Origin of the sequence: Paenibacillus shenyangensis (assembly GCF_000346635.1) — a bacterium.
Lineage (GTDB): Bacteria > Bacillota > Bacilli > Paenibacillales > Paenibacillaceae > Saccharibacillus > Saccharibacillus dauci.
In genome coordinates this window covers 43833-67402 of record NZ_AOIG01000025.1, presented here as the reverse complement: position 1 = coordinate 67402, position 23570 = coordinate 43833, and the positions used below count along the sequence as shown (strand labels likewise).

Sequence of the window (23570 nt, the reverse complement as noted above, 5' to 3'; positions counted from 1 at the left end):
AAAACGCGAAATATTGAATATTGAATAGCAATATTCATTTGATTATATTGAGCAAGAGCCATATAAACAACACTTGTATTTTATATAGGTCTATCTTATGACGAAAGAAGGTTTTAATCATATGAAAAAAATAATTGCTGTTGTAGGTGCTACGGGTACACAAGGAGGAGGATTGGCCCGAGCCATTCTTCATGATCCGGACAGCCCTTTTCGGCTGCGAACGCTTGTCCGGAACCCACAATCCGAAAAAGCGTTGGAGCTTGGCAGACAGGGTGCAGAAATTGTCCAGGCTAACCTGAGTGATCCAGCCAGTATAAAAGCTGCTTTTGAGGGAGCATATGGTGCTTTTTGTGTAACAAACTTTGGAGAACTGGGTACTCCGGAAAAAGAATTGGAGCAGATTGCGAATATGGCGGAAGCTGCCAAAGAAGCAGAGCTTCAGCATGTGATTTGGTCGACTCTGGATGATCCTCTCCAACTTGTATCGCTGGATGATGAACGGATTCCTACAGTTATGGGAAAGCATAAACTTCCTCAAGCAGAAGGGAAAGCAGCCGGGAATCATGAATTTATTCGTCGTAATATTCCAACCACATTTCTGTTGACTTCTTTCTATTGGGAGAACTTTCTCTATCCCGGTATGGGGCCGACTTTGAATACAGACGGGGTGCTTTCGCTAACTCTGCCAATGGGGCAGCGTAAGTTGCCAGGTATTGGCGCTGAAGATATTGGACGATGCGCATACGGAATTTTTAAAAGCGGGGATGAATATATTGGACAAACGGTAGGTATTGCAGGCGGGCATTTAACAGGACAAGAGATGGCAGCTGCCTTTAGCCAGGTGTTGAATCAAAAGGTTCATTACCATGCGGTAGAGGATCGTGTCTTCCGTCATTCAGAAGCATTGGAATTAAGTATTCTGGCCAACACGTATCAATTTTATCACGATTTTGAAGAAGAATATTGTGGGGCACGCAATCTGGAACAAAGCAAGCAGCTTAATCCTGCTATGCAAACCCTGGAGGATTGGATTACTCGTCATAAGGATTCTTTTCCCTTTTAACAGGATCAGGTATTGGACTGCGCTGCACATACGGTATAATCTGCAGAATTATGTACTATCTGTATAAACATTTGGTGTAAATATCATGGATCAATTGCGGGCAATCCTTGATGTATGCTATAAATGATGTAGTTCCGACCTGGAACCAAGCATACACGAATATATTCACATAAGGCTATGCCATATGATATGAATACAGGCACACCGTAGCGTAGAGTTATACATACGGGAGCACGATTATTTGAGAAAAAGGAGCTGTCATCTGCACATGTCTACCGAGATGAACACGCACGAAATTATTAACCTGATCAAAACAAGCAAAAAGAAAACGCCAGTCAAAGTATACCTCAAAGGCCAGCTGGACGGTCTGACTTTCCCAGAGGGCGTGCAGACATTCATCACCGGCAACACCGGTGTTATTTTTGGCGACTGGGCGGATATTCAGGGCGTACTGACTGAGAACAGCGCACAGATCGAAGATCATGTGATCGAGAGCGATCGTCGTAATTCCGCGATTCCGCTGCTGGACATGAAGAACATCAATGCACGTATCGAGCCGGGCGCATTTATCCGTGAAATGGTATCCATTGGCGACAATGCGGTTATCATGATGGGCGCAGTAATCAACATCGGTGTTGTAATCGGTGAAGGTACAATGATCGATATGGGCGCTGTTCTGGGTGGACGCGTTCAAGTTGGTAAAATGTGTCACATCGGTGCAGGTTCTGTCCTGGCTGGCGTGATCGAGCCGCCTAGTGCGCAGCCGGTTGTCGTAGAAGACGATGTACTGATCGGTGCCAATGTAGTTGTTCTGGAAGGCGTACGTATCGGTGAAGGCGCTGTTGTAGCAGCTGGAGCTGTTGTAACCCAAGACGTACCTGCATTCTCCGTAGTCGCAGGCACACCTGCACGCGTGATCAAACAGGTCGACGACAAAACGAAATCCAAAACAGAGATTCTGCAGGATCTGCGTACCCTGTAATTGGATATATGACAGAGGAAGCGTCAGACAAGCAGCACCAAATGGTCTGATGACCCTTGCACCAAAGGCCCGGCATCTGCCGGGCTTTTTTGTTGAATATTATAGGTATACGGGCATTATCTTCATAGTGTCTGACCATTATCAATCGTGAAAATCTGGCCGGTGACCGATTCCTGTGTCAACTGGAACAGGATCGCGTCTGCGATATCTTCAGGAGTGGAAATGCGCTGGAGCGGTAGATGGCCTGCCAGCTGATGCATTTTATCTTCGTTGCCTGCCCACCACCGGGTAGCGACGGCACCGGGGGCAATACTGTTGACCCGGATCGTCGGAGCCAGGGCAATAGCCAGTGAACGGGTCATGGTATGAATCGCTGACTTGGTGGCTGCATAAGGGATCGAAGAGCCGATACCCGTCGTTCCAGCCACGCTGCCCATATTGATAATAACGCCGGAGCCCTGCTTTTTCATATAGGGAACAACGGCCTGGATACAGTGAAACATTCCTTTTACATTCACATTGAAAAGAGAATCCCATACGTCATCGGTTACTGCATCCAGATCGTTCATGGGGATCTGGGCGGTAATGCTCGCATTATTGATGAGCGCATCCACTGTCCCGAATGTGGATGCTGTATAGTGTACCAGCGCATCGACTTCCTCAGCTATAGCGACATTGGCTTTGCAGGCTGCTGCGGTTCCGCCGAAGCGGGTGATTTCCTCTACAACTTGCAAAGCTTCCTGTTCTGATCGGCTGTAGTTAATGACGACTTTGGCCTGCTGGGCGGCCAGCTTCAGAGCGACGGCTTTTCCAATCCCCGTACCGCCGCCTGTGATAATGACGACTTTAAGTTGTAGCTGCATTTTGTTCATCCTCCTTCGGGTATATGCCACCTCTTTATTATATTTTTGGCCAGCCACGGCGTATAATACAGAATAATGAAGGTGGTATCATTTGAAATGATATCTGTGAAGGAGAGATTGTCTGTGGAAAGTCACGATTTGCGGATCTTCAAACAGGTGGCTGACTTGCAATCGGTCTCCAAAGCTGCCGAAAAGCTGGGCTATGTGCAGCCCAATGTCAGCCAGCGCATTAAAAGCCTGGAAGATGAGCTGGGCGTTCGCTTGTTCCTGCGCAATAACAGAGGCGTTACCTTAACGGAACAGGGCGTTATTTTGTTGGATTATGCCAATCGGATTGTAGAGCTGATGGACGAAGTCACCCTGGTGCTGCAACCAGAGGAAAGCAGGGAATGTCTGACCATTGGTGCTCCCCAGACCGTATCTGCCGTCAAGATTCCGCAGCTGTTCGCGTCATTCCTCCAAGATACCCGTCATATGGATGTGAAGCTCAAAACGAACGATAAGCAGCATCTGCTATCCATGCTATCCTATGGGGAGCTGGACGGGGCTTTTGTACAGGGCGAGTATAATGCGTCACAGTTTGATACGGTGCATAGTTATTGGGAAGAGGTAGTACTGATCTCGCCTCATCCCGGCAAAGATGATTCCAGCCATGATCCCGTCCTGATCGTCAATGGGGACAAAAACTGTATCTACCGCAATAAAACACTGGAATATGCCAGAGTCCATCATGCGGAGCATCCGGTTATAATGGAATTTGATTCGCTGGAATCTATTCTGCAGGCCGTTCATGACGGAATGGGAATGAGCATCGTACCGGCATCTGCGGTTCACGGTCGCGAGGCTTTATCTACTGTGCAACATAAGCGGTTGTCCGAACGGATCAGGATCGATTTTATTATCAGGCATACGAAGAAACAGCCGCCAGGTCTGCGAAAGTTTATTCGATTTTTGCAAAATCAGCCATCCGAATCTGTCTAAAAGCAGCCATTCATTCGTAACGATATACTGGAAACCGATTGAGTATTCCGGTAGTCTTTTCAATATACAATGATTCTGTCTTCCGACTTTTAACATATCCTTAACTATGGGCAAGGAGCGAAATCTATGACTACACCAACACTTATTAATATCCGCCGTGATCTGCACCGGATTCCCGAACCGGGATTCCAGGAGTTCAAAACCCAGCAATACCTGCTGGATTATATCGCCCAATTGCCACAGGAGCATCTGGAAATACGTACCTGGAGAACAGGTATTCTGGTCTATGTGCACGGGACAGCACCGAAGCGCCGGTTTGGCTATCGTGCCGATATGGACGGACTGCCGATTGTGGAAGAGACCGGATATGATTTTCAAAGTGAGCACCCCGGCTATATGCATGCCTGCGGGCACGATCTGCATATGACGATCGGGTTGGGAATACTGACGCATTTCGCCCGGCAGCGGATGCAGGATGATCTGGTGATGATTTTCCAACCGGCTGAAGAAGGACCGGGTGGAGCAAAGCCGCTGCTGGAGAGCGACGAACTGGCGGACTGGATGCCAGAGCAGATCGTCGGACTGCATGTGGCGCCGGAGTATCCGGTAGGCACTATTGCGACAAGACAGGGTATTCTGTTCGCCAATACGTCGGAGCTGTTCATTGATCTGATCGGAATGGGAGGACATGCTGCCTATCCGCATCGTGCCAATGATATGGTAGTTGCCGGCTGTCAGCTGGTCGGTCAGCTGCAGAGTATTGTCGCCCGCAATGTGAATCCGCTGGATTCTGCAGTTGTGACCATTGGTAAAGTCGAAGGCGGAACCAAGCAGAATATTATCGCTGAACGTGCACGTCTGGAAGGCACGATCCGCACGCTGTCAGCCGAGACGATGGTACTGGTGAAGTCGCGCATTCAGGCGCTGGTACGAGGGATCGAAGCCGGATTCGAGTGCCGGGCAGAGATTGATTGGGGCTCCAACTATATGCAGGTATATAATGAAGAAAAGCTGACTGCCGAGTTTATGCAGTGGCTGTCCGACCGTTCGGATGTGCAGCTGGTCGAGTGTACGGAAGCGATGACGGGAGAGGACTTTGGTTATTTGCTGGAGCGGATTCCGGGCTTCATGTTCTGGCTGGGTGTGGATACACCGTATGGCCTGCATCATGCCAAGCTGGAACCGAGTGAGGACGCGATAGAGGTGGCAGTTCGTACCGTGACAGATTATTTCGAGTGGAAATCAGGAACAACTGCAGAGCAGGACGGACTACATCACGTATAGATAGCAAGACAGAACGAACGAAAGGAGGATGTACGTATGGCGAGAACCAAAGCTTTTGACAAAACGGCGGTGCTGCAGCGGGCGATGAAGACGTTTGGACGGACCGGTTATGAAGGGACGACTTTGCCGGATTTGCTGCAGGAACTGGGCATTGCGCGGCAGAGTCTGTATGATACGTACGGCACCAAGCGTGATCTGTTCATTATGGCGGTCAAGCATTATATGGATGGCAAGACCGAGGATATGGCAGAGCTGCTGGAACAGCCCGGTAGTGCGATCGGGCAGCTGGAGCATATTTTCGATGTGATGATCCAGGCGCTGGTCGATCCGGAACTGGCACAGCAGTGCTTTATCATTAGCAGCGCGGTTGAGCAGGCACCGCAAGACGCAGAGCTGCGGGATTATTTGCAGAGCAATACCGAGCAGATCGAGCAGGGATTGTACCGGCTGCTGCAGCGGGCGGCAGATGAAGGAGAGCTGTCTGCAGCGTTTGATTTGCAGGAGTTGGCACACTTTCTGGCACATGAGCGGATGGGTCTTATTTTCTCGGCCAAGGCAGGTGCGAATGAACAGCAGTTGCGCAGCATCACGAAGATTGCATTGTCGGTGTTACGAAGTCATCGTGCCTGAGCACTGCAACGATAAGCTCGGGTGAACAAAGCAACTCATGGATAGCTGAATATCAAATGAGGAGTGATGAACATGAGCAAAAAAGGCAAAAGAATAGCATGGATCGTAGCGATTTTCGTGATTGTATGCTGGATGTTGCTGGTATGGTATGTACGGCATATCAGTGGGGCTGCGTAATGCTGTGAATTTGATCAGATGTACCGTTGAAGTTTTTGAATAAAGGTTATCAAAGAAGGATCGCCGGTATGATCTGGCGATCCTATATAAAAGAGGCACACCCAAGTATGATAATTTAGGTGTGCCTTTATCTGTTGTTATATGAATTATATATTTAGGTATAATCAAATGTTCGCTGTTCGCTACAAGAAAATATTCGTGCCCTATTATCGGATTCAGCTGGTAACGGGTGCGTACCAGTGCAGATTGTCGCGGATAAAGGCTTCCAGTGAACGTGGAGCCTGGCCGGTAATACGCAGCACCGTATCTGCCACCTGATCTTCGATGCCTTCGGTACGAATACGTGTATCCAGTCCAGCAAAAAAGCGTGCATAATCCGGCTGCATCCCGGCAGTCAGCAGCAGGTCGTACAATTGTTCTTCGCCCACATGATGATGCTGCACATCCAGTCCAGACAGATGACTAATGATAGCGGCAGCTTCTCCATAGCTGAGAGACTCCGGTCCGGTGATGATATGATCGGTATTATGCGGCTGCTCATCGGTCAGTGCATGGACAGCCACACGGGCAATATCCTCGGCATCGACAAATCCCAGCTTGCCATCACCGGTCGCTGTGGTAATACCTGCGCCGGCGCGAATCGCATAGCCATGTGCAGCTTCGGTAAAGTTCTGCATAAAGTAGGATGGGCGCAGAATTGCCCATTCTGGCGCATGCTGCATAATATACTGCTGCACTGTTCCGAAGACAGGCCCATCCGCTTCAATCGAAGCACTGGACAGCATGACCAAGCGCTGTGTTCCGGCAGCTAGTGCCTGTTCGATAAAAGGAATCATGACCTTCTCGGGATGCATGTCCATGATAGGAGCTACCAGATAGATCGTGTTCATTCCTTCGACGGCAGCAGCGAATGTCTCTGGACGGTACCAGTCGAATTCCACTTCAGGGATCGCCTGCTGACCAGAACGTGGGGAGCGCATCGCTTTGCGTACAATGTAGCCTTGGGCAGTCAGTAGTTCGGCGATACGGGTCGATGTTTTGCCGCTGCCGGCAGTGAGAAGAAATTGTGGATTTTTCATAATTAGACCTCCTGTGTAGGTGCATCCGGAGTGACAGCCCGTGCTACAGCGAGCGGGTTCCAGTAATCCAGATAACGCGAGATTTTACCATTTTTCACTTCGATCAGGGAGATATAGTCCTGTGCATAGACCTTGCCTGTCTCCAGCAAGATGCCTGTCCCCTGGAACTGGGCGATAAAGATATCCGGGTTCAGCGTCTGGTGAATCACCGGTGTACTGAAATGATTCATGCGGATCATTCCATCAAACTGCTCCATATGCTGGGCGAGAGCCTGTTTACCCTCCAGTAACTTGTTGTAACCTTCATCTGCATAAGGGAACTCAAAGCGGATTTGCTCGTCGAACAAGTCCAGCCAGCTCTGCATATCCTTATCCAGCAGCAGAGAACCAAACTGGTTGATTAGATGCAGCGCCTGTTCTGCACGTTCGTTCAATACATCAATAGTAGAAGAGGAAGAAACGGATGAGTTGGTCATAATAAATGCCTCGCTTTCAAATGAGTAATAGGATTATATTCGTCCTGACAGAAGCAATGAAGCGGCTTTGTCAAAGGCTTGTAAGACCACTATACCCATTCCGGACTAAATAGTCAATAATATTCGGACTAAATAGTCAAAAATAATTTGAGGTGATTATTGTCTGGGTAAAGTAGGGCTTGCAAAGAGGATGAGCATAGCGAATAAACGCGCAAAGCTGACTTGGCAGCTTCATATTCATAAATGTGTATGTATTTTCATGTAACAACCCGCTTTTTAACGGTAATCAGGTGCAGAAATGAATAGTCAAAGTATCGTAAAAAAGCTTTGACTTGCTTGTCTCCAGTGGCTTACAATACTCATTTGTCGGGTAAGAATGGTTAGATACCCGGATCGAGCGGCAGAATCGTCTTTTCGGATGGATTCGGCATGAGCAAATTCCTATACCGGTTCAATAGATACGGATGATTAAAGGAGCATGGAAGCATGAGCATAAAAAAACGCATTTATGATATGGTACTGATCACGATAGGCGCTTTTCTGTTTGCACTGGCGGTCAATCTGTTCATCATCCCGAACAATCTGGGTGAAGGCGGCGTGACCGGGGTTACGATTATCATCTATTATTTGCTCCAATGGTCTCCCGGATTGGTCAATCTGGTGATCAATTCATTTCTGATTCTGATCGGTTACAAATTCCTGGATAAAACGAGTATTATCTATACGATTATTGCGGTAGCGCTGAACTCGCTGTTCCTGCATCTGACCGAAGGCTGGCATATTGAATCCAATGAGATCGTAGTCAATGCGGTCTTTGCCGGTGTGCTGGTCGGTGTAGGGATCGGACTGATTATCCGTGCAGGCGGCACAACGGCAGGTACAGCGATTCTGGCACGAATTACACATAAATATCTGGACTGGAATATCAGCTACGGCTTGCTCTTTTTTGACCTGATCGTGGCATTCTCGTCCCTGTTCATTATCGGAGCAGAGCGGCTGATGCTGACAATCATCGCGCTGTATATCGGTACCAAGGTCATGGACTTTATTATCGAGGGTCTGAATCCGAAAAAGGCAGTCATGATCATCTCCTCCCATCAGGAAGCGATCGCGGAGAAGGTCATTACCGTCATGGACCGCGGGGTGACTGTATTATCCGGTCATGGATACTACACCAAGAATCCGAAGGAAGTACTGTATATTGTAATTAGCAAACAGGAAGTATCTGTCCTGAAAAAGATCGTACGTACCGAAGATCCGAATGCATTTATTACGATTCATGATGTACGCGATGTATTTGGTGAAGGGTTCCTGGAACTATCCAAGTAAGATCTATGCTCCTTTTAAATAAATAGAAACACAGCCAAAAGCCACGCTGTCTCCTCCGGGAATACCCGTACAGGAGAAGGCGTGGCTTTTGGCATGGAAGACAATGTGCTGTCTGTGTGCCTGCGCATTCAGATACGCAGTGCACTACAGAGGCAGATCATGAAGCTTCCGATCGATTCAGCCGTTCAAGGCTCAGGACTTGCTTTTGGCGAGTTCCAGCGCCATATCGGCTTTTTGCAGATCGTGTTCTACCTGCTCGTCGATATTGTACGCATGGTACATTTCATTTTCGATCATATAGTTAGCGATTTTCTCATGCAGATCGATCGCTTTTTGCATTTGGGCTTTGAGTGTACGGCGTACACCTGGTGTAGCTGTCTCGGTCAGGGCGACCGCATAGTTACGGACACCTGCTTTGGCAGACATCAGCAGATCGGTGGCAATTGCCAGATCATCGAGTGGTGCTGTTGCATTAACGAGCATTTCTTTGGTCATACTGTTGGAAGCCATAATGAACTCCTCCTTATTTTTGTTTTTCCAGGATGGATCTGAGGTCTTCAATTGCTTTGATGGAGTCTTGAACATCTTCGTCCATAATCTGTCTCAGCTTATCGTCTTTGACAAGTTCGCGCATAGCTACCGCTTTGGTAACACAAGATGTTTTGAAAGTAAGCAGCTCGTGCACTTCCAGCATTTCATGAGTCGCTAATTGTTTGGCCATGATGACATCTCCTTTGCAACCATTATTTAACAGGCTTTCTATCTGTATATAACCCTGTTTGATTTGTTTGTATCAGCGAAAATGGGGTAGTGCTCCAACCTGTAGGGCAGCATGAAGAGTAAATAAGCAGTCGATCATCGTTCATTATCCGGCAGGTACTGCCTATGACATCGCATTGTACATAAAAGCACAGCCAAAAGCCCTCTGGACAGCGAAGAGGATGCTGTACAAAGGGCTTGAATAAATAGTTGGAACCAAGGTACTTATTTGATTCTGAAATGCTCGATTTCCTTTTGCAGATCATCGGCACGTGCAGCGAGGGACTGGGCAGAAGAACTGATTTCTTCCATAGAAGCCAGCTGCTCCTCGGCAGATGAAGCGATATCGTGCATGCTCTCGGTATTGCGGGTGGAGATACCGGTCACTTCCTCGACAGAACGGGCAACTTGTCCGGCATTTGAATTGACTTCCTCGACCAGTGTATTCATTTCCTGCAGGTTCGAAGAAATACGGTGCGAATTGGATTTGAGCTGCTGGAATTGCTCGGCAGAATGCTCTACCGAAGTCAGACCATCGGTTACGGAATGATGGATCTGCTTGAAGGTGGACAGGGATTCATGAATCTCGCGAATAATATCCTGCAGCAATCCTTCGATATGCTGAGCAGACAGATGGGACTGTTCGGCCAGCTTTTTCACTTCACCGGCGACGACGCTGAATCCTTTACCGGCTTCACCGGCACGTGCCGCTTCGATCGCTGCGTTGAGCGAGAGCAGATTGGTTTGTTCGGCAATCGTATTGATCGTTTTGAGGATCGTGGAGATCTCGGTAGACTTCTGTGACAGTCCGGTTACCACTTCATTAGCCTGGTTCACGGAACGATCAATATGCTGCATCTGACCGACTGTCCGGCGGATCAGCTGATCGCCTTCGTCTGCCATCGTATTGGAGGTATGCGACAATCCGAGTAGAGACTGGGAGTGCTGCTGTACTTCCTGCAGCAAGCGTGCCACATCGTTCAGCTGGGAAGCGCTGCTGCTCATATTCTGGTTCTGCTTTTCGGTACCTGAAGAGAACAGTTCGATAGCGGACGTAATCTGTTCGGTCGCCTGACTGGTCTGCTCGGAGCTGGCATTCAGCTGCTCGGACGAGGAGACCACGTCGCTCACAGTATCCTGAATCGAGCCGACGAGAGAACCCAGAGATTCATTCATATGGTTAAAGGCTTCAGACAGACGGCCCAGTTCATCCTTGCTCTTGTCTTCGACAGACTGGGTCAGGTCTCCCTGGCTGATCGCATTGGCAACATGAACGAGCTTGTTCATTCGTTTGCTGATCGAACGTGTCACGAGCCAGACGATAACGCCGCCAATAATCAGGGCGAGCACCATTACGAGCAGTGTCTGGTAGAGCAGCGGTTTTACCTTTTCGTCAATCTCGCTGTGAGAGAAATTGCCGACGAGCTTCCAGCCGGTAAGCGGGCTGGTTGTATAGCTGAGCTGTTTATCGACATCGTTGAATACATAGCTGAAATTGCCCTGTGGTTTATTTTCGGCAATAATACGCTTGGCAATATCATCGGTCTCGCCCGCTTTGATCGTTGGGTGAGAAATATAAGTGCCATCCGGTGCAACAATCACGGCATAGCCTTCATCGCCGATCTTGATCGTGGAGGTGATTTTGAGCAGTGAGGCAATACTGATATCAAGTCCGACTACACCGCTTTTGTCATCAGTTTGTCTAGCGACAGTTACGGTCATTTCCTGTGTGGATGAAGAGATATACGGATTGGTGATAATGGTCTTGCCCGGGCTGGCTTCTGCCTGTTGATACCATGGACGTTGTCTTGGATCGTAGTCAGCCGCAGTCGGAGCGTCCGAAGAAGTGAAAAATGCTCCTGTTGTAGTTCCTACATAGATGCCTTCCACTTTGCTGGTCGCATCATCATATGTGTTCAGACGTTCGAGCAGTGCAGGACTGCCGGCAGTCGTATAGTCACGCTGTGTAATCTGTTTGGCAAAATAGTCAACGGTATCTTCGTTCTGCTGCATATCGTTATCTACAATCGCACTCAGTGTGCCTGCATTGAGTGCAGTGCTGTCAATGAGTTCTTCGCTGAGCGAGCGCTGGGCGGTAAAGTAAGAAACCAAGCTGGAGGTTACCAGTGCTACTACGAGTACAGCACAGAAATAAAACATCAGTTTGCGGCCTAACGATTGATTAAGAAATAAAGCCTTGATTGCGTTCATCGAATCCCCCCGTTTATGATCTGAATGAATATGTTATCGACAGAAAACGACTTTGAATAAAGATAGAACCGAAAGTAACTTTGTATAAAACATAAAAACAAGAAAAAAATGCAGGATTCACAAAAAAACAGCATGTCTGCAGCCCGGCAATTGGCATTACAATGCCGATCGGATCTGCAAACATGCTGTTTGTTATACTCTTATTCAAAGTATGATATGAATATTAGCCAAGCCGCCCGACAAACTGTTCCAGACGATCGAGCGCCTGTTCAAGCACCGGACGCGCATAGGCATAAGATAGACGGATATATCCCTCGCCATATCGGGAAAAAGCATCCCCAGGCACGACAGCGACGCTACCTTCATCAAGCAGACGGAGCGCGAATTCCATGGAAGGCAGTCCGAGATGGGCAATCGAAGGGAATAGGTAAAAAGCGCCTTCCGGCTTATCAAGTGTCAGTCCCATATTCATCAACCGGTCGTATACATAATCCCGGCGTTCCCGATAAGCATCCCGCATCGGCAGTGCATCGTCGATACCGTGCGTCAGCGCCTCCAGTGCCGCATACTGGCTGATGGAGCTGGCGCAGGATACATTGTATTGATGGACCTTGAGCATATGCGCTGTGAGCCAGGCAGGTGCCAGTGTATAACCGATCCGCCAGCCGGTCATGGAGTGGGACTTGGAGACGCCGTTGATAATAATGGTCTTGTCACGCATCCCTGGCAGCAGGGCTATCGATTCATGGGGTACATCGTAGATGAGTTCGCTGTAGATTTCGTCGGAAATAACGAAAATATCGCGCTCATGCAGCAGGGCGGCGATATCTTCCAGCTCGCTGCGGCTCATGACGCGGCCTGTCGGATTGGACGGATAGCCGAGAACGACAGCTTTGGTACGCGGCGACAAATGCGGTTCCAGCAGCTCGGCGGTCAATTTGAAGCCGCTACTGCGAGTGTCTACATAGACCGGAATGCCGCCAGCCAGACGAATCAACGGTTCATAGCCAGGGTAGATAGGACCCGGCAGGATGACTTCATCTCCCGGTGTAATAATCGTGCGCAGTGTAATATCCAGTGCTTCGCTGGCACCGACCGTAATAATAACTTCACTCATTCCATCATACTGCTGGCCATACTTGCTACGTACAAAATCGGCTGCCGCCTGGCGCAGTGCAGGTATGCCTGCATTGGGTGTATAGACGGTACGACCTTCCTGCATCGCACGCTCGGCAGCTTCGATAATATGCAGTGGGGTCGGGAAATCGGGCTGTCCGAGTGTAAGGGCTAGCGCATCCGGATACTGGGCAGCTGCATTGGCGATTTTACGGATACCGCTAATCTGGATTTCTTTGACGGAGGAGTTGAGCAGATGTTCCATGGAAGTCTTCCTTTCTGGATAGAGAAATATGTAAAAGATGCGGTGTTCGGTCAAGCCGACTTCCGCTGGTAAGTTGTACAGAAATCATTTTACAAAGTATATCAAAGTCTGCCGGGAGAGGACAGACAGACTTGCCTGTGGTATGTAGTGTAGACAGGGCAGCTGAATAATGCGCTATCGCATCCTACCGACTGACAGAGATCGAGGGACTGGAATTACGCCAAAAACGACCTCCATAAAAGGAGGTCGTTGGGCTGTTGTATAGAGAATATGTCTGCAATAAGAAGAAATGAGCGGCTGATGCCTAAACAGAATGCTGTGTCTGCAGCTTAATTCAACGTGTAGCTGTAATGAGGCGAATCATACTGAGGACCGGATTTCTCATACGTGAACCAGTATTCTACTTTGTTGCCTTTGGCGAGCCCGGTGATATTTTTGCGCCAGGTGCCGGAGCTGTCAGTCATACGGAAGTTCTGCTGGTCACCATTGTTGATTTTGTAGTGCAGATCCACATACTTGGCAGAGGTGACCGGTTTGAACGTAATGCTAATCTCCGTACCGGAGACGGTGGCTGCTCTGGCGGTGTAGTCAGCTGTTGTATTCTCGCTGCCATTGCCTGTAGTCGGCGGCGTTACCGGCGGCTCTGTTGTTGGCGGAGGTGTAGTGCCACCAGTCAGATATTGCCCGGTGAACGGGTTGAACCGGTGCAGCGACAGGATCAGCCAGCCTGTACTGGATACGCAGTTCTGCTGTGCCATTACCCAGTAGCTATTGCTGGTACCTTTGAGGGAATAAGGGATACCGCCGAGTGAAGCGCCTGAAGTTCCCTGCTTTTTGATAATTTCATTGTTGATAGCGTCGGCTTTGGCTGTATTGCCTTGCAGATAATAGGCCAGTGACATAAAGGCCGACCCTTCAAACCATACGTCCGCTCCGGTGCTGCCGATCTGGTTGCCGTTATCGTCATGGGCAGGCATTACCTGATCGGTCCAGTCAAAGTCATATCCGGTCAATGTATTGCCGGCATCATTATACGTCAGTGTCTGCTTGTAGCGCGGATTGTCCATCGTACCCGGTGATCCGTTGGCGTTCTCTACATACGCCAGACTGGCGCCATAATTATGAGTGCCGCTGGTGCCCAGTGCGAGTACACCCCATGGATTTACATCGAGTGGAATCTTCGGATCGATCAGACCGGTGTCGTTTTTCCAGCCGCCGGTGAAGCGTTTGTGGGATTCATCCCATACCTTGGTGTCGAGGAAGCTTTTGACTTTGGCAGCAGCTGCATTATAGGAGGCTGCTTTGGAAGAGTCGACGGATGCATAATACTGAAGTACCCGGTAAATATCGATATTGTGCTCGGTGGAGCTCCACGGCTCATTGGAATTGCTCCATCCGCTCCAGCCGCCGGCTACCCCACCATTAGCCTGCTGGTACTGCAGGGACCAGTCGAGGGCTTTGAGCGCCATCGGGCGGTAGCGGGTGTCATTGTACTGCTTTTCATATGCCATTGCAGCCATTGCCATCCAGACGACCGGACCGACATGCTTGCGGATTTCCTCACCTGCACCATTGTTGTACCAGTAGGAATTGAGCCAGAAGCCCTGAGGGTCCTGGATATCGCGCATTTTGTTCAATACTTTCTCGGCGCGTCCACGCTCTCCTTTGACAACAAAGGCAATCGCAGCCACAGCTTGATCGTACGTATAGACAATCTGCTTGGGATTATTAGGTCCCCAGAAGTCTTCAAAACTGTCTACCAGTCCGTCAAAGGCAAGCCCGGCAGTAGCATCCTGCTGCGTCTCCAGCCAGATCAGCGCCTTGTTGGAAGCATCGCTGGCTGCATCGGCGCGGACAGGTCCGGCTGCACTCAGCGTTCCTCCCACCAGCAGTACTGCAGATAGCAACATATTCGTCCATTTCTTGTTCATATATTTCCTCCCTCAGCATGTTATGTAACAGGTAAGTCAAAATCTATAGTGGCTTATGATAGCGCTCTCGTGAAGGGGCTATTCTACGTACTGTATGTGTGTTTCTACGATGGGCATTACAAAGTGTCCAGATTGGTATAGACGGAATTGGTCCCTTTTCTACAGTCTCTATACAAAATTTTTATATATTCTTTGTAAAATATACTATTTCTATTGGACTTGAGTCGTTATAATAGCAATGGTGCCTTTTGCGTAAGATTGAAGTGGTTAAATAATAAAATGATGCTTTTTCATCACATAAAATGTTATTTAGTCATATAAATGGAAGCGGCGGCTGTAACAGGTATCCCAGATGGATCCATGCAGTCGAAGGTAAACGAAACGGAGCACCGCCAGTCGATACAGGCGGATGCAAACAAGGAGGCTGTTATGAACGAAAATACCATTATCCGGTTTGATGGAGTGACCAAGCGTTACGAGGATGGAACGCTGGTACTGGAACATATAGACTTCGAGATCGAACGGGGTAAATTCTACACATTGCTCGGCCCATCCGGCTGCGGCAAAACGACGATTCTGCGGATGATCGCCGGCTTTACGGAGCCGAGCGGCGGCTCGATTTATTTTAACGATAAAGTGATCAACAAAGTGCCTGCCAACAAACGCCAGGTGAACACGGTATTCCAGGATTATGCGCTGTTCCCGCATCTGAATGTGTTCGAGAACGTGGCTTTTGGACTGCGTGTCAAAAAAATGAAAAAGGAGCAGATCCAGACCAAGGTACTGGAGGCGCTCAAATTCGTCAATCTGGAAGGCTATGGCCAGCGGGCGATCTCGGAAATGTCCGGCGGTCAGCGTCAGCGGGTCGCGATTGCACGCGCGCTGGTGAACGAGCCGGAAGTGCTGCTATTGGATGAGCCGCTGTCTGCGCTGGATCTGAAGCTGCGTACCGAGATGCAGTACGAGCTGCGCGAGATTCAACAGCGTCTGGGCATTACTTTTATCTTCGTTACGCATGACCAGGAGGAAGCGCTGGCGATGTCGGACGAGATTTTTGTTATGAACAAAGGCAAGATCGAACAGAGCGGTACACCGAACGATATCTATGATGAGCCGATTAACCGCTTTGTGGCGGACTTTATCGGGGAATCGAATATTGTACCCGGCCGGATGATTGAAGACTATCTGGTTGAATTCAACGGCAAGCAGTTCCAGTGCGTCGATGCCGGACTGCGTCCGAATGAAGCTATTGAAGTCGTTATTCGTCCGGAAGATCTGGAGCTGACGACCGAAGATCGCGGCAAGCTCAAGGTACGCGTCGATAGTCAGCTGTTCCGTGGTGTTCACTACGAGATCAGCTGCTATGATGATTCCGGTCATGAATGGCTGGTCCACTCGACCCGCAAAGCAGAGCCGGGCAGCCAGATCGGTCTGGATTTTGAGGCCGAAGCGATTCATGTTATGCGATTCGGGGAAAGTGAAGAAGATTTCGACCGCCGTCTGGAAGGATACGGAGAAGGCGGTGTCCATGCAGGCTAATACTCGCGCGATCTATATGCTGCCATATTACGTATGGATCGTCCTGTTTGTCGTAGCACCGGTAGTGCTGGTTGCGTATTATTCCTTTTTCGATGTGGATGGGAATCTGACACTGCAGAATTACCGTACGTTCTTCACGCCGGTATATATGCAGATGACGCTCAGCTCGTTCTGGTATGCCTTTCTGGTGACGCTGTTCTCACTGCTGATTGCTTATCCGGCAGCCTATCTGCTGACCCGGACCAAGCACCGGCAGCTATGGATTCTGCTGATTATCCTGCCGACATGGATCAATCTGCTGCTCAAAACGTATGCGTTTATCGGAATCTTCGGTACGTCCGGTCCGATTAATGCGCTGCTCGGTACAATCGGGATTGGCGAGCAGCAGCTGCTGTTCAATGCATTCAGCTTTGTCTTTGTATCGGTGTATATTTTCGTACCATTCATGATTCTGCCGATCTATAATGCGCTGGAAGAACTCAATCCGACGCTGATCTCGGCGGCACGCGATCTGGGCGCGTCCGGCTGGACAACATTCCGGCGCGTCATTTTCCCGCTGACACTGTCCGGGGTGAAGTCCGGCTGTATGGCGGTATTTATTCCTTCGCTGTCGCTATTTATGATCACCCGCCTGATTGCCGGCAATAAGGTTATTACACTCGGTACGGCGATTGAGCAGCATTTCCTGGTCACACAGGACTGGGGTATGGGCTCAACGGTAGCCGTGGTGCTGATTATTGCAATGGCTGTACTGATGCTGCTGACCGGCGGCTTCGGACAGGAGGTGCGTCATGGGAAATAAGAATAAATGGGGCAATCTGTATCTGGTACTCGTATTCGCGGTGCTGTACGCACCTATTCTGTACCTGATGTATTACTCTTTTAACAGTGCAGGCAATATGCACAAATTCGAAGGCTTCACCTGGCAGTGGTATGGCGAGGTATTCCAGGATACGCGCCTGATGATTATCCTGATCAATACACTGGTCATCGCGCTGCTGTCTTCGGCGATTGCGACGATTATCGGTATTATCGGTGCGCTCGCGATCGACCGGATTCAGCGCCGCCGGCTCAAGGATGCCGTGCTGTCGCTCAATAACGTACTGATCGTGAGCCCGGACGTAATCATCGGTGCATCATTCCTGATCCTGTTCACGATTGTGGGCATCAAGCTGGGCTTTGCCTCGGTGCTGATCTCGCATATCGCGTTCAGTATTCCGATTACCGTGCTGATGATTCTGCCGCGTCTGCAGGAAATGAGCCCGACGCTGGTCGATGCGGCACGCGATCTGGGCGCAAGCCGACGGGATGTACTGGCACGTGTTATCCTGCCTTTTATCAAGCAGGGAATCTTCGCCGGATTCTTCATGGCATTTACGTACTCGCTGGATGATTTCGCGGTAACCTTCTTCGTAACCGGTAACGGATATTCTACGCTGTCGGTCGAGATTTACTCCCGGGCAAGACAGGGTGTAGCACTGTCGATCAATGCATTGTCCACGCTGATCTTCCTGTTTACGACCGCACTGGTTGTCGGTTATTACATGATCAACCGCCGGGCACAGACCCGTACGCGCCGGAGTGAACTGGCTGCCGAAATGGGGGTGCCAAGATAAATGAAAACGATCAGCCGTATGTTTATCGTCATCATCGTCGCTGCGCTGCTGCTCATGTATCTGGCAGCCCGGCTAAATGTCAGCCAGGGATACTCGGGTAGCAATACACTGACGATCTACAACTGGGGCGACTATATCGATCCTGACCTGCTGGAGCAATTCCAAAAGGAAACCGGGATTACGGTTATCTACCAGACATTCGATTCCAACGAAGCGATGCTGACCAAGATCGAGCAGGGTGGCACCACCTTTGACGTAGCGATTCCGTCCGACTATGCCATCTCCAAGATGCGCGAGGAGAATCTGCTGCTGCCACTGGATCACAGCAAGCTGCCCAATCTCAAAAATATCGATCCATCGTTCCTGAACCTGTCGTTTGACCCGAACAATAAGTATTCGGCGCCTTACTTCTGGGGAACGGTTGGTATCGTATATAATCCCAAGCTGACCCATCTCAAATTCCACAGCTGGGACGATCTATGGGACCCGTCGTTGCGCAACAATGTGCTGCTGACCGATGGTGCCCGCGAAGTAATCGGGATGTCGTTGAACAGCCTGCATTACTCACTGAACGACACCAAAGAAGCTCACTTGCAGGAGGCGCTGGCCAAGCTCAAGCTGCTGACGCCAAATGTCAAAGCTATCGTTGGTGACGAGATCAAACTGCTGCTCGCCAACAACGAAGCCGCCGCCGGACTCGTATTCTCCGGAGACGCATCGGAGATCATGGGCGAGAACGAGGATCTGGACTTTGTGGTACCGGAGGAAGGCACGAACCTGTGGTTCGATAACATGGTTATTCCGAAGACTGCAGCCAATATAGACGGTGCGCACAAGTTCATTAACTTCATGATGAACCCTGAGGTGGCAGCGCAGAATGCGGAGTATGTAGGGTATTCGACACCAAACGATGCAGCGCTGAAGCTGCTGCCGGAGGATATTTCCGGAGACGAACGCTTCTATCCGCCAGCAGATCTGACCCGCCGCCTGGAAGTATACGACAATCTGGGGAAAAAGATGCTCGTGCATTACAATGAGCTGTTCCTGCAGTTCAAGATGAACAAGTAATAAGCAGCACAGAGTCAATGATATAGAGATATCAAAAAGCTCCACCGGATCGGTACTGAACCTACTCAGTAACCGTCTGGTGGAGCTTTTTTTGGCTGAACATCTTTATGTAGTGGTAGGGTATCAGGAAAGGGAGTCAGTTAGACGCCCGGATAATGGTGCCTGTAAAAGTGATAGAGGAATAGTCTGGTTTTTGCTGTATATCGGTTCGTTTCAATACACCGCTCCATTGTCCTGCAGTAGGATAATTCTCCGAATATCGGATCGCAGACGGAATATCTTCTGTTGGCTGAAAGTTTCTGACTACCGTAATATGTATTTGATTTGGTGTGGACATGGTGTACTTTGTATCATAATGAACACTGGCTACAACATGATTGGTATAAGCCGGAAGAGACGATGAATGGTTGTCCATAGCCAAAGCTGATCCGCTGCAAACCACAAGAAAACCCGAAGTAATGAATGCGGGGAGCATCAACCGTTTCATTTGAATACCAACATTTTTCATATGTAGTTCTCCTTTTCGCAAAATGAATTTATTATATCATTTAGTCTAACCATTTTATTGAAAATAAGAAACAAAAATACATTCTTCATGTCTTGTTTACGACTTCCTCATCCAGTCCTCATGTAGGATGAGATAAAAAGATATACATTAAAAGCATAGCAAACAATTACATACTTACCAGAAAAGTAGCAAGCGTCAAACTTAAAAGCTGAAAGGAAGCGACAAGATATGAAGATCAATCACGTAACGATCCAGACCTGTGCACTGGAAGAAACCTATTTATTTTATACCGACACTTTCGGACTATTGGATCTGAACAAGCAGCAGGATCGTTTTAGCCTGCAGATTGGCAGCAGTATTCTTGAATTTGTGCAGACTATGGACAACAGCCGACCGTTTTACCATTTTGCTTTTAATATTCCCGCCAATCGGTTCCGGCAGGCTAAAGAATGGCTTCAGAAGCGGGTAATCCTGCATCTGGAAGAAGGGACGGACGAAGTCTTTTTTAAGAACTTTGATGCCTATTCGTATTACTTTACGGATCCTTCTGGCAATATAGTGGAGTTGATTTCCAGACAATCGGCATCTCCGGTAGTGGAAGAGCCATTTGGTATAGCACAGATTCTCAATATTGGTGAGATCAATGTGACGACTCCAAGGCTGATGGAGATGGGAGAGCGACTGATCGACTGGGGTGTTCGTCCCCGTCTTGATGAAGAATTAGGTGAAGGGCTCAATTTTATGGGTGAGGGAGATTCTTATCTGCTGCTGGGTCGCCCGGGGAGGATATGGTTTTCTTCGGACAAGCAAGCGGAAGTACATCCCGTTACTATAACGGTCGATGGAAGTAAGCGAATTGAGGTGACAGCAGAAGGAGAAGTGTTGCTGACGAGTGTAGGAACAATCGGATAAAACGGTACAGAGCGCAGATTAAATCTAATCTGCGCTTTTATTTTGGGAGAAGATACATCAGACAGTTGTAACCTTTTATAGTCGTATACGTCTGTATAAATGGTTAAAAATAACTTCTATTCCACGGAAAGGATGTTTTTGTGAAAAAGATTATAGCAGTTATAACGGTTTTAACTTTGTTTTTCTCGGTATCCTCAAACACGAGTGCTGATGTATTCGATGATTCCAAAGTCAAAGTAATTCTTAATGGCTCTGAACTGGATTTTGATCCGAACGCCATTATTCAAAATGGCAATACAATGGTGCCATTCCGCCAGCTCTTCGAAGCGTATGGAGCGAAAGTAACATGGAATCAAAAGACCAAAACTATCACTGCTGTAAAAGAGGATACTACAATCCGATTAACACTGGACCGTTTTGATGCATATGTAAACAACAAAAAAATTAAACTGACCCAAACCCCTTATATGGCAAAAAACACATCGCTGGTCAATCTTCGATTTATCAGTGAAGCAATGGACGCCAAGGTGAATTTCGACAAGATTAATTTAACTGTAAATATTACGACATCAAAATAGTCTCAAAAGTTTAGTATGTAATCATTCTGCTGGACGTAACATATCTTTATCCAAATTTAAGAGATAAAAAGCTGACAAATGAGTTCCGCAGGAAAAGCTGTTTACGAGCAGGTAAGCAGACCGCTACTCGTGAGCAGTGATAATGACTATATGGTTCGTACCTTTACCAAGGATTCTTCTACACGCAAAATATATGTACGTGCTGTAGGAATAAGCCAGTAAATCAATAATCATTAGATCAATAATAGCCTATCCCACTGCATACAGAAGAATCACAAACTACAATATCACAACAACCAAGTCTGATCATCATGCCATGATTGCCATGCGCATAATGATCAGTTTTTTTTGTCGAGTTCCTTATTTTTACAACACCTTGAAAATGCGAACCACAAACCTTGAATTTCTGTATTGCTGTAAGTAAGCGTTTACAGCATAATGTGGATGTAATGTTAATAATAATATTGATCATTCAACCAAGGGGGATAATACACAATATGAGAAAAACAGGCAAAGTACTATCGCTGCTGCTGACTGGTGCACTGGCACTGGGATTGACAGCATGCGGTAACAGCGATTCCGGTAAAAGTAGTGAAGGCGCGAGTGGCAGCAGCGGCGACAAAGTGACCATTACGTTCCAGAACATCTATCCGGACCCAACGACTCCTACCTATAAAATGATCCGCCAGATCGTCGATTCCTACCAGAAAGAACATCCAAACGTAGAAATCGCTCTGGATACCCTGAATACCGACCAGCAAAAACTGAAGCTGAAAACGCAGGCAGCTTCCCGTGAAATCCCGGATATCACCATTGTGAACCCTTCCGCACAGATGAAGCCGTATGTGGATGCAGGCTTGCTCGCACCACTGGATGACATTCTGGACAAAGACGGCCTCCGTGATACATACCAGGAAGGCCTGCTCGATTACTACAGCAAAGACAACAAAGTCTATGCACTGCCGGATGGCAATAATATCGAAGTGGGTTACTACAACAAAGCCCTGTTCGCCAAAGCAGGCATCGATGCTCCACCTGCTACTTTCGAAGAGCTGCTGGCAGACGTGAAGAAACTCAAAGACGCAGGTATTACTCCAATCGCAATCGGAGAAAAAGATTCCTGGACCGGTTCGTTCCTGTTCATGAACATCCTGCTTCGCACCAACGGTGGTCCTGGCTTCCTGCAGGACGTAGCCGATGGCAAGAAAACCTTTAACGACCCAGCCTTTATCGAAGCGGTCGATGCGTTCCAAAAGCTCGTACAGGCAGGTGCCTTCCCTGAAGGCGCAACCTCTATCGATGCCACAGCAGGCGGTAACATGTTCCGTACCGGTCAAGCAGCAATGTTCTTTATCGGTACATGGGAAACTGGCGCGAACGATTCTTCCACAGTCGGCAAAGACGTTGGTGTATTCAAATTCCCAACTGTTAATGGCAAAGGCAATCCGGATGAGTTCATGCTGGCACCAGGCAGTGCATTTGCCGTATCCGCCAACAGCGAACATCTGGCAGAAACCAAGGATTTCCTGAAATACTTTGCAACCAATTATCCAAAAGTATCCTTTGAACTGAAAAATGCAGTCGGTCTGGGTCAGAAAGTCGATGGCGACTTCGCTGCAGCCGGTTACTCTCCACTGGCGATCGATGTACTGGATCTGTTCAAAAACATCAAAGGCGGCGATCTTTCCTTTGATAATACGATGAATCCAGCCGTATCCCAGGTTCACCTGAGCAGTATCCAGAACCTGTTCGTACAGCCGGTTGATCCGAAGCAGGTAGCGGCAGAGCACCAGGCAGCTTTCGAGGCGAATCCTTAAGCGATTATTTCCTGACCTGCAGCAGCGCTCCGGCAAGGAATTCTGCCAGCGGCCTCCGATTGAGAATGGATATTTTGAAATACCGCTTTGCGGTAAATATCCATTCTCAAAGGTCAGCCTTTTGGCAGAATTTCCTTCCCTTCGCTGCGAGCATTAGCGCTGCATAACAACTCACAACCATACAGGCGCAAGTTCTACCAGGGGGGCGCCCACCAGCGCCCCTTTATTCATGCATGAATTTTTAAGCACTTAGCGAAGGCAAGATAATTCTGCCAAAGACCGACCTTTAAGAATAGAGATCGACCGCGAGGCGGTCATTCAGGATCTCTATTCTTAACCGGAGGTCGTGGCAGAATCTCTTGCCGTAGCGGGTGGTGCATATCCTG

Annotated in this window: 23 protein-coding genes; 14 read left to right on the top strand and 9 right to left on the bottom strand. The window is 48.6% G+C overall.

Going from position 1 to position 23570, the window contains the following annotated elements:
- Nucleotides 1-121: 121 nt before the first annotated feature.
- Nucleotides 122-1063 (top strand): NmrA/HSCARG family protein, encoded by a 942-nt coding sequence (locus tag H065_RS0119685; RefSeq protein ID WP_017814805.1) that lies wholly within the window; start codon nt 122-124, stop codon nt 1061-1063.
- 268 nt (nt 1064-1331) lie between these two features.
- Nucleotides 1332-2045 (top strand): 2,3,4,5-tetrahydropyridine-2,6-dicarboxylate N-acetyltransferase, encoded by a 714-nt coding sequence (gene dapD / locus H065_RS0119680; RefSeq protein ID WP_017814804.1) that lies wholly within the window; start codon nt 1332-1334, stop codon nt 2043-2045.
- 122 nt (nt 2046-2167) lie between these two features.
- Here dapD and H065_RS0119675 read toward each other — a convergent pair whose 3' ends face one another.
- The gene (locus H065_RS0119675) at nt 2168-2908 is read right to left on the bottom strand and encodes an SDR family NAD(P)-dependent oxidoreductase (RefSeq protein WP_017814803.1); all 741 of its coding nucleotides are present in this window, start codon (nt 2906-2908) and stop codon (nt 2168-2170) included.
- A gap of 123 nt (nt 2909-3031) precedes the next feature.
- Between H065_RS0119675 and H065_RS0119670 the strand changes: the two genes are divergently transcribed.
- The 3 genes from H065_RS0119670 (at nt 3032) to H065_RS0119660 (ending at nt 5803) form a co-directional block, all read left to right on the top strand.
- Nucleotides 3032-3889, top strand: coding sequence for a LysR family transcriptional regulator (locus tag H065_RS0119670; protein WP_017814802.1), 858 nt, complete (start codon nt 3032-3034; stop codon nt 3887-3889).
- A 126-nt stretch (nt 3890-4015) separates the two neighbouring features.
- On the top strand, nt 4016-5173 hold the full coding sequence (locus H065_RS0119665) for an N-acetyldiaminopimelate deacetylase (RefSeq protein WP_017814801.1): 1158 nt from the start codon (nt 4016-4018) through the stop codon (nt 5171-5173).
- A 36-nt stretch (nt 5174-5209) separates the two neighbouring features.
- A complete protein-coding gene (locus H065_RS0119660) occupies nt 5210-5803 on the top strand; it encodes a TetR/AcrR family transcriptional regulator (RefSeq protein WP_017814800.1) in 594 nt (197 codons plus the stop codon).
- A gap of 392 nt (nt 5804-6195) precedes the next feature.
- Here H065_RS0119660 and H065_RS26435 read toward each other — a convergent pair whose 3' ends face one another.
- Both H065_RS26435 and H065_RS0119645 read right to left on the bottom strand, forming a co-directional pair.
- Nucleotides 6196-7059 carry an NAD(P)H-binding protein gene (locus H065_RS26435; RefSeq protein WP_017814798.1) on the bottom strand — a complete coding sequence of 288 codons (864 nt, stop codon included), beginning with the start codon at nt 7057-7059 and terminating at the stop codon, nt 6196-6198.
- Between the two features lie 2 nt (nt 7060-7061).
- Complete coding sequence (locus tag H065_RS0119645; RefSeq protein ID WP_017814797.1) at nt 7062-7535, bottom strand: nuclear transport factor 2 family protein; 474 nt, start codon at nt 7533-7535, stop codon at nt 7062-7064.
- Nucleotides 7536-8027: 492 nt separating this feature from the next.
- Here H065_RS0119645 and H065_RS0119640 point away from each other — a divergent pair, with 492 nt between their 5' ends.
- Entirely contained in the window at nt 8028-8864 is an 837-nt protein-coding gene (locus H065_RS0119640) for a YitT family protein (protein WP_026136348.1), read from the top strand.
- Between the two features lie 192 nt (nt 8865-9056).
- On the opposite strand, the gene H065_RS0119635 is transcribed toward H065_RS0119640, so the two are convergent.
- The 5 genes from H065_RS0119635 to H065_RS0119615 all read right to left on the bottom strand — a co-directional run bounded on the left by H065_RS0119635 (nt 9057) and on the right by H065_RS0119615 (nt 15146).
- Nucleotides 9057-9374 (bottom strand): spore coat protein, encoded by a 318-nt coding sequence (locus tag H065_RS0119635; RefSeq protein ID WP_017814795.1) that lies wholly within the window; start codon nt 9372-9374, stop codon nt 9057-9059.
- Between the two features lie 13 nt (nt 9375-9387).
- Nucleotides 9388-9585 (bottom strand): hypothetical protein, encoded by a 198-nt coding sequence (locus H065_RS0119630; RefSeq protein ID WP_017814794.1) that lies wholly within the window; start codon nt 9583-9585, stop codon nt 9388-9390.
- A gap of 263 nt (nt 9586-9848) precedes the next feature.
- Nucleotides 9849-11834: a methyl-accepting chemotaxis protein gene (locus tag H065_RS0119625; RefSeq protein WP_017814793.1), complete on the bottom strand. Its 1986-nt coding sequence runs from the start codon at nt 11832-11834 to the stop codon at nt 9849-9851.
- Nucleotides 11835-12057: 223 nt separating this feature from the next.
- Nucleotides 12058-13215: an aminotransferase A gene (locus H065_RS0119620; protein WP_017814792.1), complete on the bottom strand. Its 1158-nt coding sequence runs from the start codon at nt 13213-13215 to the stop codon at nt 12058-12060.
- 329 nt (nt 13216-13544) lie between these two features.
- A complete protein-coding gene (locus tag H065_RS0119615) occupies nt 13545-15146 on the bottom strand; it encodes a hypothetical protein (protein WP_017814791.1) in 1602 nt (533 codons plus the stop codon).
- A 429-nt stretch (nt 15147-15575) separates the two neighbouring features.
- Between H065_RS0119615 and H065_RS0119610 the strand changes: the two genes are divergently transcribed.
- From H065_RS0119610 to H065_RS0119595, 4 genes are read left to right on the top strand one after another with little or no spacing between them, the layout of a single operon-like run.
- Nucleotides 15576-16685, top strand: coding sequence for an ABC transporter ATP-binding protein (locus H065_RS0119610; protein ID WP_017814790.1), 1110 nt, complete (start codon nt 15576-15578; stop codon nt 16683-16685).
- A complete protein-coding gene (locus H065_RS0119605; RefSeq protein ID WP_017814789.1) occupies nt 16675-17487 on the top strand; it encodes an ABC transporter permease in 813 nt (270 codons plus the stop codon). Before H065_RS0119610 ends, H065_RS0119605 begins: the two co-directional genes overlap by 11 nt.
- Nucleotides 17477-18301, top strand: coding sequence for an ABC transporter permease (locus H065_RS0119600; protein ID WP_017814788.1), 825 nt, complete (start codon nt 17477-17479; stop codon nt 18299-18301). The genes H065_RS0119605 and H065_RS0119600 overlap by 11 nt, the downstream gene beginning before the upstream one ends.
- The gene (locus H065_RS0119595) at nt 18302-19369 is read left to right on the top strand and encodes an ABC transporter substrate-binding protein (RefSeq protein ID WP_017814787.1); all 1068 of its coding nucleotides are present in this window, start codon (nt 18302-18304) and stop codon (nt 19367-19369) included. It abuts the gene before it with no gap.
- Between the two features lie 136 nt (nt 19370-19505).
- Here the strand turns inward: H065_RS0119595 and H065_RS0119590 are convergent, their stop codons facing one another.
- On the bottom strand, nt 19506-19877 hold the full coding sequence (locus H065_RS0119590) for a hypothetical protein (RefSeq protein WP_017814786.1): 372 nt from the start codon (nt 19875-19877) through the stop codon (nt 19506-19508).
- A 228-nt stretch (nt 19878-20105) separates the two neighbouring features.
- On the opposite strand from H065_RS0119590, the gene H065_RS0119580 reads away from it, so the two are divergent.
- The 4 genes from H065_RS0119580 to H065_RS0119565 all read left to right on the top strand — a co-directional run bounded on the left by H065_RS0119580 (nt 20106) and on the right by H065_RS0119565 (nt 23184).
- The gene (locus H065_RS0119580) at nt 20106-20789 is read left to right on the top strand and encodes a toxoflavin lyase-like VOC family protein (protein ID WP_017814784.1); all 684 of its coding nucleotides are present in this window, start codon (nt 20106-20108) and stop codon (nt 20787-20789) included.
- 140 nt (nt 20790-20929) lie between these two features.
- The gene (locus H065_RS0119575; protein WP_017814783.1) at nt 20930-21367 is read left to right on the top strand and encodes a copper amine oxidase N-terminal domain-containing protein; all 438 of its coding nucleotides are present in this window, start codon (nt 20930-20932) and stop codon (nt 21365-21367) included.
- Nucleotides 21368-21445: 78 nt separating this feature from the next.
- Nucleotides 21446-21589, top strand: a complete 144-nt coding sequence (locus H065_RS27960) for a hypothetical protein (RefSeq protein WP_017814782.1) — start codon at nt 21446-21448, stop codon at nt 21587-21589.
- Nucleotides 21590-21864: 275 nt separating this feature from the next.
- Complete coding sequence (locus tag H065_RS0119565) at nt 21865-23184, top strand: sugar ABC transporter substrate-binding protein (protein ID WP_017814781.1); 1320 nt, start codon at nt 21865-21867, stop codon at nt 23182-23184.
- The last annotated feature ends 386 nt before the right edge of the window (nt 23185-23570 follow it).

Bases quoted from the DNA above. Each gene is read 5' to 3' on its own strand.
- H065_RS0119665 (WP_017814801.1), top strand. From the start codon at position 4,016: ATGACTACACCAACACTTATTAATATCCGCCGTGATCTGCACCGGATT.
- H065_RS0119660 (WP_017814800.1), top strand. From the start codon at position 5,210: ATGGCGAGAACCAAAGCTTTTGACAAAACGGCGGTGCTGCAGCGGGCG.
- H065_RS27960 (WP_017814782.1), top strand. From the start codon at position 21,446: ATGAGTTCCGCAGGAAAAGCTGTTTACGAGCAGGTAAGCAGACCGCTA.
- H065_RS0119635 (WP_017814795.1), bottom strand. From the start codon at position 9,374: ATGGCTTCCAACAGTATGACCAAAGAAATGCTCGTTAATGCAACAGCA.
- H065_RS0119685 (WP_017814805.1), top strand. From the start codon at position 122: ATGAAAAAAATAATTGCTGTTGTAGGTGCTACGGGTACACAAGGAGGA.
- dapD (WP_017814804.1), top strand. From the start codon at position 1,332: ATGTCTACCGAGATGAACACGCACGAAATTATTAACCTGATCAAAACA.
- H065_RS0119625 (WP_017814793.1), bottom strand. From the start codon at position 11,834: ATGAACGCAATCAAGGCTTTATTTCTTAATCAATCGTTAGGCCGCAAA.
- H065_RS0119590 (WP_017814786.1), bottom strand. From the start codon at position 19,877: ATGAAAAATGTTGGTATTCAAATGAAACGGTTGATGCTCCCCGCATTC.
- H065_RS0119630 (WP_017814794.1), bottom strand. From the start codon at position 9,585: ATGGCCAAACAATTAGCGACTCATGAAATGCTGGAAGTGCACGAGCTG.
- H065_RS0119610 (WP_017814790.1), top strand. From the start codon at position 15,576: ATGAACGAAAATACCATTATCCGGTTTGATGGAGTGACCAAGCGTTAC.
- H065_RS0119600 (WP_017814788.1), top strand. From the start codon at position 17,477: ATGGGAAATAAGAATAAATGGGGCAATCTGTATCTGGTACTCGTATTC.
- H065_RS0119605 (WP_017814789.1), top strand. From the start codon at position 16,675: ATGCAGGCTAATACTCGCGCGATCTATATGCTGCCATATTACGTATGG.
- H065_RS0119580 (WP_017814784.1), top strand. From the start codon at position 20,106: ATGAAGATCAATCACGTAACGATCCAGACCTGTGCACTGGAAGAAACC.
- H065_RS0119675 (WP_017814803.1), bottom strand. From the start codon at position 2,908: ATGCAGCTACAACTTAAAGTCGTCATTATCACAGGCGGCGGTACGGGG.
- H065_RS26435 (WP_017814798.1), bottom strand. From the start codon at position 7,059: ATGAAAAATCCACAATTTCTTCTCACTGCCGGCAGCGGCAAAACATCG.
- H065_RS0119615 (WP_017814791.1), bottom strand. From the start codon at position 15,146: ATGAACAAGAAATGGACGAATATGTTGCTATCTGCAGTACTGCTGGTG.
- H065_RS0119645 (WP_017814797.1), bottom strand. From the start codon at position 7,535: ATGACCAACTCATCCGTTTCTTCCTCTTCTACTATTGATGTATTGAAC.
- H065_RS0119595 (WP_017814787.1), top strand. From the start codon at position 18,302: ATGAAAACGATCAGCCGTATGTTTATCGTCATCATCGTCGCTGCGCTG.
- H065_RS0119620 (WP_017814792.1), bottom strand. From the start codon at position 13,215: ATGGAACATCTGCTCAACTCCTCCGTCAAAGAAATCCAGATTAGCGGT.
- H065_RS0119565 (WP_017814781.1), top strand. From the start codon at position 21,865: ATGAGAAAAACAGGCAAAGTACTATCGCTGCTGCTGACTGGTGCACTG.